Genomic DNA, 14,968 nt, shown 5'->3' with positions numbered 1-14,968 from the left:
ATGCCAATACATGACAAGACACCCCGGCCGCAGGAGTTCGCGGCGGTCGACCTCGGTTCGAACAGTTTTCATATGGTCATTGCCCGCGTGGTGGATGGCGCCATGCAGATCATCGGTCGGCTGAAACAGCGCGTACATCTGGCGGATGGTCTCGGCGAAGACAATATGTTAAGTGAAGAAGCGATAGAACGCGGGTTAAGCTGCTTATCGTTATTCGCCGAACGCCTACAGGGATTTTCCCCGTCAAGCGTGTGTATCGTAGGCACCCATACCCTGCGCCAGGCGCTGAACGCCACCGATTTTCTGAAGCGCGCGGAGAAGGTCATCCCCTACCCGATCGAAATCATTTCCGGTAACGAAGAAGCCCGCCTGATTTTTATGGGCGTGGAGCATACGCAGCCGGAAAAAGGCCGCAAGCTGGTGATCGATATCGGCGGGGGTTCGACGGAGTTAGTCATCGGCGAAAACTTCGAGCCAAAACTGGTCGAAAGCCGTCGCATGGGGTGCGTCAGTTTCGCACAAATCTATTTTCCTGGCGGCGCCATCAGCCCGGAAAATTTCCAGCGCGCCCGAATGGCCGCTGCGCAAAAACTGGAGACGTTAACCTGGCAGTTCCGCATTCAGGGCTGGAACGTCGCGCTGGGCGCGTCTGGCACCATCAAAGCCGCCCATGAAGTGCTGCTGGAAATGGGTGAGAAGGACGGCTTCATTACGCCAGAACGGCTGGATAAACTGATGGCTGAAGTGCTCAGGCACCGCTCCTTTGAAGCGCTGAGCCTGCCGGGTCTGTCTGAAGAGCGAAAAGCGGTCTTTGTACCGGGTCTGGCCATTCTGTGCGGCGTTTTTGATGCGCTGGCAATCCGCGAACTCCGCCTTTCCGACGGGGCGCTGCGCGAAGGCGTGCTGTACGAAATGGAAGGCCGCTTCCGTCATCAGGATGTGCGCAGCCGTACGGCCAAAAGCCTGGCGAATCAGTATAACATCGACAGCGATCAGGCCCGGCGCGTGCTGGAAACAACCATGCAGATGTATGAACAGTGGCAGACGCAACAGCCAAAGCTGGCGCATCCACAGCTGGAAGCGTTACTGAAGTGGGCTGCAATGCTGCATGAGGTGGGGCTGAACATCAACCACAGCGGCCTGCACCGCCACTCTGCCTATATTCTGCAAAACAGCGATTTGCCGGGTTTTAACCAGGAACAGCAACTGATGATGGCGACATTAGTCCGTTATCATCGTAAAGCCGTTAAGCTGGATGACTTGCCCCGCTTTACGCTGTTCAAGAAAAAACAATTCCTGCCGTTGATTCAGCTATTGCGCCTGGGCGTTCTGCTGAATAATCAGCGCCAGGCCACCACAACGCCGCCAACGCTACGGCTTAAAACTGACGACAATCACTGGACGTTGCGCTTCCCGCATGACTGGTTTAGCCAAAACGCGCTCGTCCTGCTCGATCTGGAAAAAGAGCAGCAATACTGGGAAGCGGTCACGGGCTGGCGTCTCAAAATCGAAGAAGAGAGTTCGCCCACTATCGCGGCGTAATTTCGCCTCAGGCACCAGACAATGGTGCCTGTACCTCTTCCAGAGTCGCCGCCAGCGGCCTGGGTTCGCCAAGCAAATAGCCCTGAAGGTAATCGATCCCCAACGCGCTCACCGCGCTACGAATTTCTTCGCTTTCCACATATTCCGCCACCACTTGCATATTCTTCATTCGCGCCAGATGGCAAATGGACGCCACAATCTGGTAATCGAGACTGTTAGAGACGATATTGCGAATAAAGCTGCCATCGATCTTGAGAATATTCGCGCTCACATTTTTCAGCCGCGCATAACTGGCATAACCGGTTCCAAAATCATCAATCGCTATCTGGCAACCTAACTGTTGCAACTGTGACAACGTTGCCTGACCCTGTTCGGCATTGGTGAACGCATTGCTTTCGGTCACTTCAAAGATCAGTTGCCACGCTTCAACTTCGTACTGGCTCAGCAGGTTACTGACATCAATCGGAAACTGGGCGCGGCATACCGACGTTGGTGACAGATTGATGGCAAAACGGTGGGCTGGCAGCTTATCCCGGTTTTCCGCCATAAAGCGCAGGGTATTTTCAATCACCCACAGATCGATGCTGGACGACAGGCCAAATTCGTGAGCAACGGGCAGAAAACCATCGGGATTGATCATGCCGCCATTATCGTCTTTCAGTCGCAGCAGTATTTCATGGTAAACATCGCCGCGAATGCCTGAAATCGGCTGCGCCATCAGGCAAAAATGATCGTGCTCCAGCGCATACTGCAAGCGGTTCATCATCGCCACTTTATCTTTCAGGTCCCGCTGCAAATGCATTGCGCCACGCCGCTGCATATTCTCCGGTTTGTTGGTCATCAGAGAAAGATCGGCGATGGTACTTAATTCGCCTAATAACAGATAGATATGGCTGACCGGAGAGCGCACATAGCAGTAGCTGACCCCAACCTGCGGCTGGAGCGGCATATCATCCCACATGAAACGGAATTGCTTGATATGGTTGTCCAGCGCTTCAATGCGCTGTTGATGCGACTCCATATTCAGACGCAGAATCAAATCATGCCCCGACAGCTGATACACGCATTCACCGGGCGCCAGCAAGGTGTTTATCCAGTGGGAGAGCTTTTGCTTGTACTGAATCCGCAGCATAACGCCATAGTTCTTCCCCAGTAATTCCAGGCCGGGCACGCGTAAAAAACAGAGTGCTGACCAGGGCGAATTTTTCAGCACGCGATTTAGCGCCCGCAGGTTAGGCAGATGCACGACGGGATCAAGATACGCGAGCCGACGCGCCCGACCGCTGACGATTCTCTGGCGCGTCGCCAGCACCGCCATATAGCTCACAATAAAAGAGAAAACCAGGTAGCTTGAAGACGTAATAGTGAGTTGTGTGTCATACCCGGAATAATAAGGCATGTAGCTCTGGTAATAATGAATTGCGGTAATGAGAACAGCCGACCATATCAGCGAAATAAATCGATAACCGTAGCGCATCGCTCCCCATAGCATTACCGGCAATAATAATGACAAGGTATAGTTAGTGCTAAATATTGAACTATTTTCATTCAATGGCATGCAAAGCATTGTCATGAGCAATGTCAGCACGAGCAACCAGATAACAACCTCTTTCTTTGTGACTTTCTTATCAAACTGTTGTTTCAGCTGCGCATAATATCCACGCAGATATAGCGGATTGCGGACAGTGCGAATAATAAAATAACACAGCGGAACGCCGATAAGATTTCCCACCAGCAAAGCCTGATAGTTAATCAATGTATTGATATTAAAAGGCATTACGCCCATCATGCTTGATTTGCTCGCATACATTCCCAGGAAGGCGGCAAATTGAAAGAGCACCAGAAATAACGTCGCCGGGCAAAACACCTGCCAGAACATCCGCTGAAACATCAGATGAGCATCGCCATGAGACACCTGATTACGCCGGGGAGTAAACACGCGATACCCGCCCCAGCAGAGCACGACCGGGATAATGAAATGTCCGATAATGGAGAGCGTCTCATACAATCCCACTATCGGATAGCGGTTCCAGAAGATTGCGACCGCAATGCCTGGTAATGCCGCCCAGTCAAAAAATGACATCAGGCTAATGGTGAATGCCAGGGGAAGATAAAAAAGCGTGACATTGCCGGAACCCGTATTGGTATGCGCGTAGGTATTGGCAATGCTTAATATGGGCAACAGCAAAGAGGGTAAAATGAGAGGTAGCACCCACCATTTATCTCTGATTTTGATATAGGTCTGATTTAGTTTCATAGATGCTCAGCAAAAACCCTCGCTTCCTGCAAGGTGCTTCAGACAGGCATCCCACCTGACTTTAAAATAATAATAAAAACAACGTCACAATATGTGTCTTGATTCTAGTTATCAACGGGAAGCAACATTTGATATATATCAATCAATTTCCTTCTCATTAACTAATAATTACGTTTTTTCTGCTTCGTTATCATTAATTTATTATTAATGTAAATACTAAAATTATCTTCCATAACAATAAGAGATAAATCAACTGACGTATTTTTACATAATCGACAATTGACCATTCCTTTACAATGTGCCTTAATGTACCCATCGCCCACTATGCTGGGCATACCCTAAGGAACCTTTTGTGAGTCAGGCAACCAGTATGCGAAAACGACATCGATTTAACAGTCGAATGACCCGTATCGTACTGTTTATCAGTTTTCTCTTCTTCTTCGGACGCTTCGTCTACTCTTCTATCGGTGCCTGGCATCATCATCAGGATAAAAAAGAAGCTCAACAGTCCACTCTCTCAGTCGAGACGCCTGCTCAACGCTAAACTTTTCCTGCTCACATAGACATACTGTTTTCTGGATTGCATATGCATTCGCCGGACAGATAGCGCTGTGCCTCGGTCGGGTAATGGAATGGATTCTGGAAGATGACGTTGTAAGCGGTATCGTCGCCTGATTGTTCAGGCGGCAATCAGACGCCTGAACAACAACTGCTGTATATCCTGCCGATGTGACAAAATCGCATGTGCTGTCACTAATGCGCCGTCTACTGAATACAAAACTCGATAGCCTTCAGCGTGGTTAAACTCCCGGTACTTTGCACAGCCAATTTTCAGCAGTTCAGGGCAAATCTGGCATCCCAGCGGGAACTGGCCAACGGTACTCTCAAACTGCGTCAGTATATCTGCAATAACCGGACGCGGTTCAACATCAACATGGCGCAGAAAACCCGCTATTGTATCGATGCAGTGCTTTACCGTAAGCGTGTACTCAAAGGTCACCAGCTGTTCCATGGAAGTCCCTTAACGTTGAGTGCTCTGCGTTTAATCCGCAAGTCCATCCAGCAATTGGTCTTTTGAGAATACACGCCCTTCAGCTTTATCTTTCTCTGACAGGGTAAGCAGCTTCAGCAACGCAATAGCGTTTTCCCGCTCCTGCTGCTGGTCATAGGATTCTATAACATAAGCAGGGACACCATTTTGCGTGACCAGGATCGGTTCTGACAGATCAAGCGTTGCTGCGTTCTTTTTAACGTAGCTAATTGTCTCTACTTTCATGATACGCCCCACCGAATAGTCATTGGTCACTTTTCGGTTCAAATATAGACCACATTTAGACTAACAACAAGTATTCATCTTTTTCCTGCTGTCGAGGCTTGCTAATGTGGAGCGGCCAGCAAACGCTCTTCGACAATACCGTCACCTGTACCGTCAAAAGATGTGAGGTAGAGTGAATAGACATGAATACATAAAAACAAAAACCCTCTGCAATTACAGAGGGCTAATGATGAATCTGAATAGATATGATGAGCTATGAACTAGCTATACATCATTCCCACTCAATGGTTGCTGGCGGCTTACCGCTGATGTCATACACCACGCGGGAGATGCCGTTGACTTCGTTGATGATGCGGTTAGAGACGCGGCCGAGGAAATCATACGGCAGGTGCGCCCAGTGCGCGGTCATAAAGTCGATGGTTTCTACCGCACGCAGGGAGACAACCCAGTCGTATTTACGGCCATCGCCCATTACGCCAACGGAACGAACCGGCAGGAACACGGTGAACGCCTGGCTCACTTTGTTGTACAGATCCGCTTTGTGCAACTCTTCGATGAAGATAGCATCCGCACGACGCAGCAGGTCGCAGTACTCTTTCTTCACTTCGCCCAGTACGCGAACGCCAAGACCCGGCCCCGGGAACGGATGACGGTACAGCATGTCGTACGGCAGGCCCAGTTCCAGACCAATCTTGCGCACTTCGTCTTTGAACAGCTCTTTCAGCGGCTCAACCAGACCCATCTTCATCTCTTTCGGCAAGCCGCCCACATTGTGGTGAGATTTGATGACGTGCGCTTTACCGGTGGCGGAAGCGGCGGACTCGATAACGTCAGGATAGATAGTGCCCTGCGCCAGCCATTTCACGTCTTCGAGTCTGAACGCTTCTTCGTCAAAGACTTCAACGAATACGCGACCGATGATCTTACGTTTCGCTTCTGGATCGTTTTCGCCTTTCAGCGCGGTCAGGAAACGTTCTTCCGCCGGAACGTGAACAATGTTGAGACCAAAATGATCGCCGAACATGTCCATTACCTGCTCGGCTTCGTTCAGACGCAGCAGGCCGTTATCAACGAATACGCAGGTCAGGTTTTTACCGATGGCACGGTGCAGCAGCATCGCGGTAACGGAAGAGTCAACGCCGCCAGACAGGCCGAGGATCACTTTGTCGTCGCCAACCTGTTCACGAATGCGATTTACCGCATCGTCGATAATCTTCGCCGGAGTCCACAGCGCTTCACACTGGCAGATATCACGCACAAAGCGTTCCAGCATGCGCATACCCTGACGGGTGTGTGTGACTTCCGGGTGGAACTGCACGCCGTAAAAACGTTTTTCCTCGTTAGCCATAATGGCGAACGGGCAGGTTTCGGTGCTGGCAACGGTGACAAAATCAGACGGGATAGCGGTAACTTTATCGCCGTGGCTCATCCACACGTCCAGCAGCGGCTTGCCGTCTGCGGTCAGGGAGTCTTCAATGCCGCGAATCAGCGCGCTGTTGGTTCTCACTTCCACCTGCGCGTAACCGAATTCACGTTCATTGGATGCTTCAACATGGCCGCCCAGTTGCATCGCCATCGTCTGCATGCCGTAGCACACGCCGAATACCGGCACGCCAGCTTCAAACACATACTCCGGCGCGCGTGGGCTGTTTTCTTCAGTGGTGCTTTCCGGGCCGCCGGAAAGAATAATACCGCTTGGGTTGAATTCGCGAATTTGTGCTTCCGTAACATCCCACGCCCACAGTTCGCAGTAAACGCCGAGTTCACGCACGCGACGCGCAACCAGCTGAGTGTACTGAGAACCAAAATCCAGGATGAGAATGCGATGTTTATGAATATTTTCCGTCATTGACGCTAATTCCGAGGCAAGTGAAACAGATTAAATAAATCGCCCGACACGAGGTCGGGCGAAGAAAATCAGGAGCCCAGACGGTAGTTCGGGGACTCTTTGGTGATGGTCACGTCATGAACGTGGCTTTCCTGAATACCCGCACCGCTGATGCGTACAAACTCCGCTTTGGTACGCAGCGCGTCGATAGTACCACAGCCGGTCAGACCCATACAGGAGCGCAGGCCGCCCATCTGCTGGTGAATGATCTCTTTCAGGCGGCCTTTATACGCTACGCGGCCTTCGATACCTTCCGGCACCAGTTTGTCTGCCGCGTTATCGCTCTGGAAGTAACGGTCAGAGGAGCCTTTGGACATCGCGCCCAGAGAACCCATACCACGGTAGGATTTGTAAGAACGGCCCTGGTACAGTTCGATTTCACCCGGGGATTCTTCAGTACCCGCCAGCATGGAACCGACCATTACCGCGCTTGCGCCTGCGGCGATCGCTTTGGCGATATCGCCGGAGAAACGAATACCGCCATCGGCGATAACCGGAATGCCCAGGCCTTCGAGTGCTTCTACTGCATCAGAGACAGCAGTAATTTGTGGAACGCCTACGCCTGTGACGATACGGGTCGTACAGATAGAGCCAGGACCGATACCCACTTTCACCGCGCTGACGCCAGCGTCTGCCAGCGCGCGCGCGCCTGCGCCGGTTGCTACGTTACCGCCGATGATTTGCAGATCCGGGTATTTGGCACGGGTTTCACGAATGCGTTGCAGAACGCCTTCGGAGTGGCCGTGAGAGGAGTCGATCAGCAGTACGTCAACGCCTGCGGCAACCAGCGCGTCAACGCGCTCTTCGTTGCCCGCACCCGCGCCAACTGCCGCGCCAACGCGCAGACGACCCTGCTCATCTTTACAGGCGTTCGGTTTACGTTCCGCTTTCTGGAAATCTTTTACGGTGATCATGCCGATCAGATGGAAGCTGTCATCCACAACCAGCGCTTTCTCAACGCGTTTTTCGTGCATTTTGGCAAAAACCACTTCACGCGCTTCACCTTCGCGCACCGTGACCAGGCGCTCTTTCGGCGTCATATACACGCTGACAGGCTGGCTCAGGTCGGTGACAAAACGCACGTCACGACCGGTAATGATACCGACCAGCTCGTTATCTTCGGTGACAACCGGATAGCCAGCAAAACCGTTACGTTCGGTCAGTTCTTTCACTTCACGCAGCGTGGTGGTTGGCAGAACGGTTTGCGGGTCGGTGACCACGCCGGATTCATGTTTCTTCACGCGGCGAACTTCTTCCGCCTGACGCTCGATAGACATGTTTTTGTGGATAAAACCGATGCCGCCTTCCTGTGCCAGGGCAATTGCAAGGCGCGCTTCCGTCACGGTATCCATTGCTGCGGAGAGCATAGGGATGTTCAGACGAATGGTTTTCGTCAACTGCGTGCTGAGGTCGGCAGTATTCGGCAGAACGGTGGAGTGAGCGGGAACGAGGAGGACGTCGTCAAACGTCAGAGCTTCTTTAGCAATACGTAGCATGGGCAATATCTCTAACCTGGGGGTGGATAAATATTGCCGTGGCATTATACAGAGCGAAACCGATTGCATCCACACTTTTTTGCAAATAATGCTTGCGATCCCCTGTGGGCGGGTTACTATCGACTGAATAACTTGCTGATTTAGAATTTGATCCCGCTCACATGTTATCCTCTCAGACCTCCACAATCTTTACCGTAAGCCGCCTTAATCAGACGGTTCGTCTGCTGCTTGAGCAGGAAATGGGGCAAGTATGGATCAGCGGTGAAATCTCTAATTTCACGCAGCCCGCTTCCGGCCACTGGTACTTTACGCTAAAGGATGACACCGCCCAGGTACGCTGCGCGATGTTCCGTAACAGCAACCGCCGCGTCACTTTTCGCCCGCAGCACGGGCAACAGGTGCTGGTTCGCGCCAATATCACCCTGTATGAGCCGCGCGGCGACTATCAGATCATCATTGAAAGCATGCAGCCTGCGGGTGAAGGTCTGCTCCAGCAGAAGTATGAATTACTGAAAGCAAAATTGCAGGCTGAAGGGCTGTTCGATCAGCAGTATAAACAACCGCTCCCCTCGCCCGCTCACTGCGTCGGGGTGATCACCTCAAAAACCGGTGCCGCTTTACATGACATTCTTCATGTCCTGAAACGCCGCGATCCCTCCCTGCCGGTTATCATCTACCCGACCGCTGTTCAGGGTGATGACGCGCCGGGCCAGATTGTTCGCGCCATTGAACGGGCTAACGCCCGAAATGAATGCGACGTGCTGATCGTCGGGCGCGGCGGCGGTTCACTGGAAGATCTGTGGAGCTTTAACGATGAACGCGTGGCGCGGGCGATTTTCGCCAGCCGCATTCCGGTCGTTAGCGCCGTCGGCCATGAAACCGACGTTACCATCGCCGATTTTGTTGCCGACCTGCGCGCGCCGACGCCTTCCGCAGCCGCCGAGATAGTCAGCCGTAATCAGCAGGAGTTGCTGCGCCAGATTCAGTCCGCGCAACAACGCCTCGGGATGGCGATGGATTACTATCTGGCAAACCGCAACCGCCGTTTTACGCAGCTTTTCCATCGGTTACAGCAGCAACACCCGCAACTGCGCCTGGCACGCCAGCAGACGATGCTTGAAAGATTGCGCCAGCGGATGAACTTCGCGCTGGATAATCAACTCAAGCGCGCGGCCTCGCGCCAGCAACGTGTCCTTCAGCGTTTAAACCAGCAAAACCCGCAGCCGCGAATTTATCGCGCGCAAACGCGTATTCAGCAACTGGAGTATCGTCTGGCCGAGAACGTGCGCGCACGTCTGAGCGCCACACGCGAACGCTTTGGCAATGCGGTAACGCATCTTGAAGCCGTCAGCCCGCTCTCCACGCTGGCGCGCGGTTATAGCGTAACCACGGCGACGGACGGCAAGGTGCTGAAGCAAACCAGACAGGTGAAAGCCGGTGATGTGCTCACCACCCGGCTGTCAGACGGCTGGGTGGAAAGCGAAGTGAAAGGCGTGACGACCGCGAAGAAAACGCGCAGGAAAAAGACGGATTAAAGCGGCACAAACTCCACGCGCTTTTTAGAGATCAGCCCATGATCATTCTGGCAGAAATAATCCACCGCGCCGCAGGCTTTTAACACCTGGAGCGGCTTATGGCACTCCGGGCAGCGCGCTTCAAGTTCAATATCTTTATTGCAGCTGTCGCAATGCGCCGCACCGTTTTGCGGTTCCAGCTCTGTATGGCAATCCGGGCAGGTAATCGACACGGTAACTCCTTTGATATCTTGCGGGCTGAGCATCAAAGCCCATGACCAATAAATCCCTGAACGCCTGTTCCCGTCTCGTTCGTTGAACTGCCGGGGCGTCACTCACGCCCCGGCCAGATCGGATGTTGCATCAGGCGTTAGTGACCGGCTTCTGCTCATTTTTAGTCTGTGTATTTTCCAGCATACGACGAACCGGAACAATAAGCACGATCAGCACCGCAGCGCAAATCAGCAGGGCGACGGAGCAACGCGCAAAGAGGTCCGGCAGCATATCGAGCTGATCGGCCTTCACATGGCCGCCAATCAGGCCCGCAGCCAGGTTACCCAGCGCGCTCGCACAGAACCACAGCCCCATCATCTGACCGCGCATTCTTTCCGGCGCCAGCAGCGTCATGGTCGCCAGACCAATCGGGCTCAGGCACAGCTCGCCCAGCGTCAGCATCAGAATGCTGCCTACCAGCCAGAACGGCGATACGCCCGCCCCGCCGTTATTCAGCACGTTCTGCGCCGCCAGCATCATCAGGCCAAAGCCCGCCGCCGCACACAGAATACCGATAACAAACTTGGTGATGCTGCTCGGGCGAATGTTCATGCTCGCCAGCTTTGGCCATGCCCAGCTGAACACCGGCGCCAGCAGGATGATAAACAGGGCGTTGATCGACTGGAACCATACGGCTGGAATCTCAAAATCGCCGATCATGCGGTTAGTGTAGTCGTTGGCGAACAGGTTGAATGAGGTCGGCTTTTGCTCAAACGCAGACCAGAAGAATGCGGCTGAAACCAGCAGGATAAAGCAGACCAGCAGTCGTGCGCGTTCTTTACGGTTCAGGCCCGCAAAAACAAACAGGTAGATAAAGTAGAGCGCAACAGACGCCGCAATCACGTACACCAGCATGCTGGCTACCGCGACCGGGTTAATCACAATCACGCCCTGAGCGATCAGCGCAACGATAACCACCACGCCTACTGCCAGCGCCAGCAGCCATGCACCCACGCCGTTTCTCTTCACTACCGGGCTGTTCCAGGTGGAGTCCAGCCCCACTTCGCTGTCGTAGCGTTTCATTGCCGGAACGGCAAACACGCGGAAGATGATCAACGCCACCAGCATCCCGATGCCGCCGATACCAAAGCCCCAGTGCCAGCCGTGGCTTTTAATCAGCCAGCCGGAGATCAGCGGTGCAATGAACGACCCCATATTGATGCCCATATAGAACAGCGAGAAACCGCCGTCACGACGCGCATCGCCTTTTTTATACAGCGTCCCCACCATGACCGAGATACAGGTCTTGAACAGGCCAGAACCGAGCACGATAAACATCAGGCCGATAAAGAACAGGTTGTCGCCCATCACGGCAGAGAGCGCAATCGACAGGTGGCCGAGCGCAATCAGAATCGAGCCGTACCAGACTGCTTTCTGCTGGCCGAGCCAGTTATCCGCCAGCCAGCCGCCCGGCAACGCCGCGAGATACATCGTACCGGCAAAGATACCGACAATCGCGGAGGCGTTTTCACGCGCCAGTCCCATGCCCCCGTCATAGACGGTCGCAGCCATAAACAGGATCAGTAACGGACGGATGCCGTAAAACGAGAAACGTTCCCACATCTCGGTGAAGAACAGCGAACCGAGCGGATAAGGATGGCCGAAGAACGTTCGGCTTTCTTTTTGATTAACAGAGGATTGCATAATTCTCCCGAAAAGGTATGTCGTTGTGCTTATAAACACCGCAATGCACGCCGACCAGTTACGTATCTGGCCGATTTTTTTACACGCGGCGAAGGGTTATTTAACCATTTGATAACCTGGAGCCAGTTTTGTCTAGTACCAACCCCTGGACTTTAAGATGAAAATTCGACAATTGTCTACTTTCTTAGATTTAAAGTTGGAAGAAAACGAATAGTCATTGACATCACACAGGGAAACCATCGGCTGGAGCAAAACAAAAAAACCCGCGACAGGCGCGGGTTTTATCAACGTCAGCGACGATTATTTGCTTTTCTTAATGTGCTTAATCAGACGTTTACGCTTACGCATCTGAGTCGGGGTCAGCGTATTGCGCTTATTCGCATACGGGTTTTCCCCTTCTTTAAACTGAATACGGATAGGCGTTCCCATCACGTCCAGCGATTTGCGGAAGTAGTTCATCAGATAGCGCTTGTAAGAGTCCGGCAGGTCTTTCACCTGGTTGCCGTGAATCACCACGATTGGCGGGTTATATCCCCCGGCGTGGGCATATTTCAGCTTCACGCGGCGACCGCGAACCAGCGGCGGCTGGTGATCTTCAACCGCCATAGCCATGATGCGGGTCAGCATGGCGGTGCTGACGCGACGGGTTGAACTGTCATACGCTTCACGTACGGACTCAAACAGGTTGCCCACGCCACTACCATGCAGCGCAGAGATAAAGTGTACGCGCGCAAAGTCGATAAAGCCCAGACGGAAGTCCAGCGTCTCTTTCACCTGCTCTTTCACTTCCTGGGTCAGGCCGTCCCATTTGTTCACGACGATGACAAGTGAGCGCCCACTATTAAGGATAAAGCCCAGCAGCGACAGATCCTGATCGGAAATCCCTTCGCGCGCATCAATAACCAGCATCACCACGTTGGCATCTTCAATCGCCTGCAACGTTTTAATGACGGAGAATTTTTCTACCGCATCGGTGACTTTCCCACGCTTACGTACGCCTGCGGTATCAATCAGCACGTATTCACGCTCGTCGCGTTCCATCGGAATATAGATACTGTCGCGCGTCGTTCCCGGCATGTCATAGACCACTACGCGGTCTTCACCCAGAATACGGTTAGTCAGTGTGGACTTACCTACGTTCGGACGACCGACAATCGCCAGTTTGATTGGCAGATCCTGAGGGTTGAAGTCATCTTCCGGCTCCTCTTCCCCGTTCTCTTCCGCTGCCAGTTTCGCCCAGTATTCAGCGTCTTCATCCACCTCTTCCTGCGGGGCGACGTCGTCCATCCACGGCAGCAGAACATGCTCCAGCAGGCTGAGCACGCCACGACCGTGAGAAGCTGCAATCGGGTGAATTTCACCTAAACCCAGCGCATAGAAGTCGACAACCGCCTGATCGGGATCGAGCCCGTCAGTTTTGTTTGCCACAAGGAACGTGGGTTTTTCGCGGGAGCGCAGATGTTTGGCGATCGCTTCATCCGCTGGCATCAGGCCAGCACGCGCATCCACCATGAACAGCACAACATCAGCCTCTTCAATCGCCAGCAGCGACTGTTCCGCCATGCGGGTTTCCACACCGTCTTCGGTGCCATCAATACCGCCGGTATCAATACAGATAAACTCACGGCCTTCAATCTCCGCACGACCGTACTTACGGTCACGAGTCAGACCCGGGAAATCCGCAACCAGCGCATCTCGGGTGCGAGTTAGACGGTTAAATAACGTGGATTTTCCGACGTTAGGGCGCCCGACAAGCGCGACCACAGGTACCATGTTTAAAGCCTCATTTAAAAAATCATCAAACAACGCGCGCGATTTTTGCGCCGTTGTTAAAAACAGTAAAACGGCCCCTGCACCAGGAGCCGTTTTTCAAAGCGTGCGGCCGTGACGATTAACGCGTAATAGAGTACAGCGTACCGTCTTTCGCCTGGATCAGCAGTTTGCCATCGGCAGAGACCGGTTCGGTCAGGAAGCCGGAGCTATCCACTTTTTGCTGAGCCACAAAACGACCGTCCTCAACGTTAATCCAGTGCATATAGCCTTCGCTATCGCCTACCACCAGATTGCCATTATACAGCGCAGGCGATGTCAGCAGGCGGTGCAGCAGATCGCTTTGCGTCCACAGCGTCACGCCGCCGTCGGTGGTCAATGCCAGAATACGGTCGTTCTGATCCACCAGGTAGATACGATCGCCGTCAACGATGAAATCATTCACCGAGCCCAGCTCACGTTTCCACATAATCTGACCACTGCGCAGATCCAGCGCCGTCAGGTTACCATTATAAGCCAGCGCGTAAACGACGCCATTGACGATAACCGGCGTGGTATCGACATCGCTCAGACGGTCGATTTCAGTCGAACCGGTCGCCTGGGAAATACGCTGTTGCCAAATCATCTGGCCCTGCTGCATCAGCACGGCGCTGACGCGACCGTTATCACCACCCACAATGGCGGCGCCATACGCGGTAGCCGGAGCGGACTCACCGCGCAGCGAAAGCGACGGCATGTCGAGGTTCACGGTCCATTTGATCGCGCCGTCCGCCTCATTCAGCGCCTGCAACTGACCGTTGCTGGTATGAATAAGCACCAGGCCATCGCTGACAACCGGGCGAGATAACGCTTCACCGGCGACTTTCGTCTGCCATGCCGTCGTACCGTCAGCCGCGTTCAACGCATAAACCTGCGCTTTTTCGCTGCCAACATAGACATGGCCGCCGGAGACCGTTACGCCGCCAGACAGCAACGCAGGCGCTCTGGAGAACCAGCCGTCTTTCTCCGCCAGGTTCACGGACCAGACTTCTTTCCCGTCATCCGCGTTTACCGCCTTTACGGTGCCTTTACGGTCAGCCGCGTAGACCACGTTATCGGCATACGCCGGGTGCAGGTTGGAATAGAACTCGCCGATACCGCTACCTACAGACGTACTCCATGCGGTAGACGGCGTAAACTGGTTTTCCACCGTCGGCAACGGGGACATTTTGACAACATCTTCTTCGCCACTAAACAGTGAACAACCGCTCAATAACGTAACAGAAAGCAGTCCTGGCAGAAGTAATTTACGCAATTGCATCGGGTCCC

The 14,968-nt window shown here is 53.3% G+C and carries 12 protein-coding genes and 1 pseudogene; 3 read left to right on the top strand and 10 right to left on the bottom strand.

The window, feature by feature from the left end; genetic code table 11:
- The gene (gene ppx / locus CKO_RS01290) at positions 1-1,542 is read left to right on the top strand and encodes an exopolyphosphatase (protein WP_012131279.1); all 1,542 of its coding nucleotides are present in this window, start codon (positions 1-3) and stop codon (positions 1,540-1,542) included.
- 7 nt (positions 1,543-1,549) lie between these two features.
- On the opposite strand, the gene CKO_RS01285 is transcribed toward ppx, so the two are convergent.
- On the bottom strand, positions 1,550-3,799 hold the full coding sequence (locus CKO_RS01285; protein WP_012131278.1) for a sensor domain-containing phosphodiesterase: 2,250 nt from the start codon (positions 3,797-3,799) through the stop codon (positions 1,550-1,552).
- A 164-nt stretch (positions 3,800-3,963) separates the two neighbouring features.
- Positions 3,964-4,032 (bottom strand): annotated as a pseudogene (locus CKO_RS23755) (hypothetical protein); the annotation flags it as partial.
- A 119-nt stretch (positions 4,033-4,151) separates the two neighbouring features.
- On the opposite strand from CKO_RS23755, the gene CKO_RS01275 reads away from it, so the two are divergent.
- A complete protein-coding gene (locus CKO_RS01275; protein ID WP_012131276.1) occupies positions 4,152-4,343 on the top strand; it encodes a YfgG family protein in 192 nt (63 codons plus the stop codon).
- Positions 4,344-4,478: 135 nt separating this feature from the next.
- On the opposite strand, the gene CKO_RS01270 is transcribed toward CKO_RS01275, so the two are convergent.
- The 4 genes from CKO_RS01270 to guaB all read right to left on the bottom strand — a co-directional run bounded on the left by CKO_RS01270 (position 4,479) and on the right by guaB (position 8,459).
- Positions 4,479-4,811 carry a type II toxin-antitoxin system RelE/ParE family toxin gene (locus tag CKO_RS01270; RefSeq protein ID WP_012131275.1) on the bottom strand — a complete coding sequence of 111 codons (333 nt, stop codon included), beginning with the start codon at positions 4,809-4,811 and terminating at the stop codon, positions 4,479-4,481.
- A gap of 30 nt (positions 4,812-4,841) precedes the next feature.
- Complete coding sequence (locus CKO_RS01265; RefSeq protein WP_004853132.1) at positions 4,842-5,075, bottom strand: type II toxin-antitoxin system Phd/YefM family antitoxin; 234 nt, start codon at positions 5,073-5,075, stop codon at positions 4,842-4,844.
- Positions 5,076-5,346: 271 nt separating this feature from the next.
- Positions 5,347-6,924: a glutamine-hydrolyzing GMP synthase gene (gene guaA, locus CKO_RS01260; RefSeq protein WP_012131274.1), complete on the bottom strand. Its 1,578-nt coding sequence runs from the start codon at positions 6,922-6,924 to the stop codon at positions 5,347-5,349.
- A 68-nt stretch (positions 6,925-6,992) separates the two neighbouring features.
- The gene (gene guaB / locus CKO_RS01255; RefSeq protein ID WP_012131273.1) at positions 6,993-8,459 is read right to left on the bottom strand and encodes an IMP dehydrogenase; all 1,467 of its coding nucleotides are present in this window, start codon (positions 8,457-8,459) and stop codon (positions 6,993-6,995) included.
- A gap of 161 nt (positions 8,460-8,620) precedes the next feature.
- Here guaB and xseA point away from each other — a divergent pair, with 161 nt between their 5' ends.
- Entirely contained in the window at positions 8,621-9,994 is a 1,374-nt protein-coding gene (gene xseA, locus CKO_RS01250; protein WP_012131272.1) for an exodeoxyribonuclease VII large subunit, read from the top strand.
- On the opposite strand, the gene CKO_RS01245 is transcribed toward xseA, so the two are convergent.
- The 4 genes from CKO_RS01245 to bamB all read right to left on the bottom strand — a co-directional run bounded on the left by CKO_RS01245 (position 9,991) and on the right by bamB (position 14,960).
- Positions 9,991-10,206, bottom strand: coding sequence for a zinc ribbon domain-containing protein (locus tag CKO_RS01245; RefSeq protein WP_024130120.1), 216 nt, complete (start codon positions 10,204-10,206; stop codon positions 9,991-9,993). The two genes, xseA and CKO_RS01245, sit on opposite strands and share 4 nt — an antisense overlap.
- Positions 10,207-10,336: 130 nt before the next feature.
- Positions 10,337-11,890, bottom strand: coding sequence for a peptide MFS transporter (locus CKO_RS01240; RefSeq protein ID WP_012131270.1), 1,554 nt, complete (start codon positions 11,888-11,890; stop codon positions 10,337-10,339).
- Between the two features lie 300 nt (positions 11,891-12,190).
- Positions 12,191-13,663 carry a ribosome biogenesis GTPase Der gene (der, locus tag CKO_RS01235; RefSeq protein ID WP_012131269.1) on the bottom strand — a complete coding sequence of 491 codons (1,473 nt, stop codon included), beginning with the start codon at positions 13,661-13,663 and terminating at the stop codon, positions 12,191-12,193.
- A 118-nt stretch (positions 13,664-13,781) separates the two neighbouring features.
- Positions 13,782-14,960, bottom strand: coding sequence for an outer membrane protein assembly factor BamB (bamB, locus tag CKO_RS01230; protein WP_012131268.1), 1,179 nt, complete (start codon positions 14,958-14,960; stop codon positions 13,782-13,784).
- Between the last annotated feature and the right edge of the window lie 8 nt (positions 14,961-14,968).

The organism is Citrobacter koseri ATCC BAA-895, from assembly GCF_000018045.1.
Lineage (GTDB): Bacteria > Pseudomonadota > Gammaproteobacteria > Enterobacterales > Enterobacteriaceae > Citrobacter_B > Citrobacter_B koseri.
The sequence above is the reverse complement of the archived record's forward strand: the minus strand, read 5'-3'. Positions and strand labels throughout refer to the sequence as shown.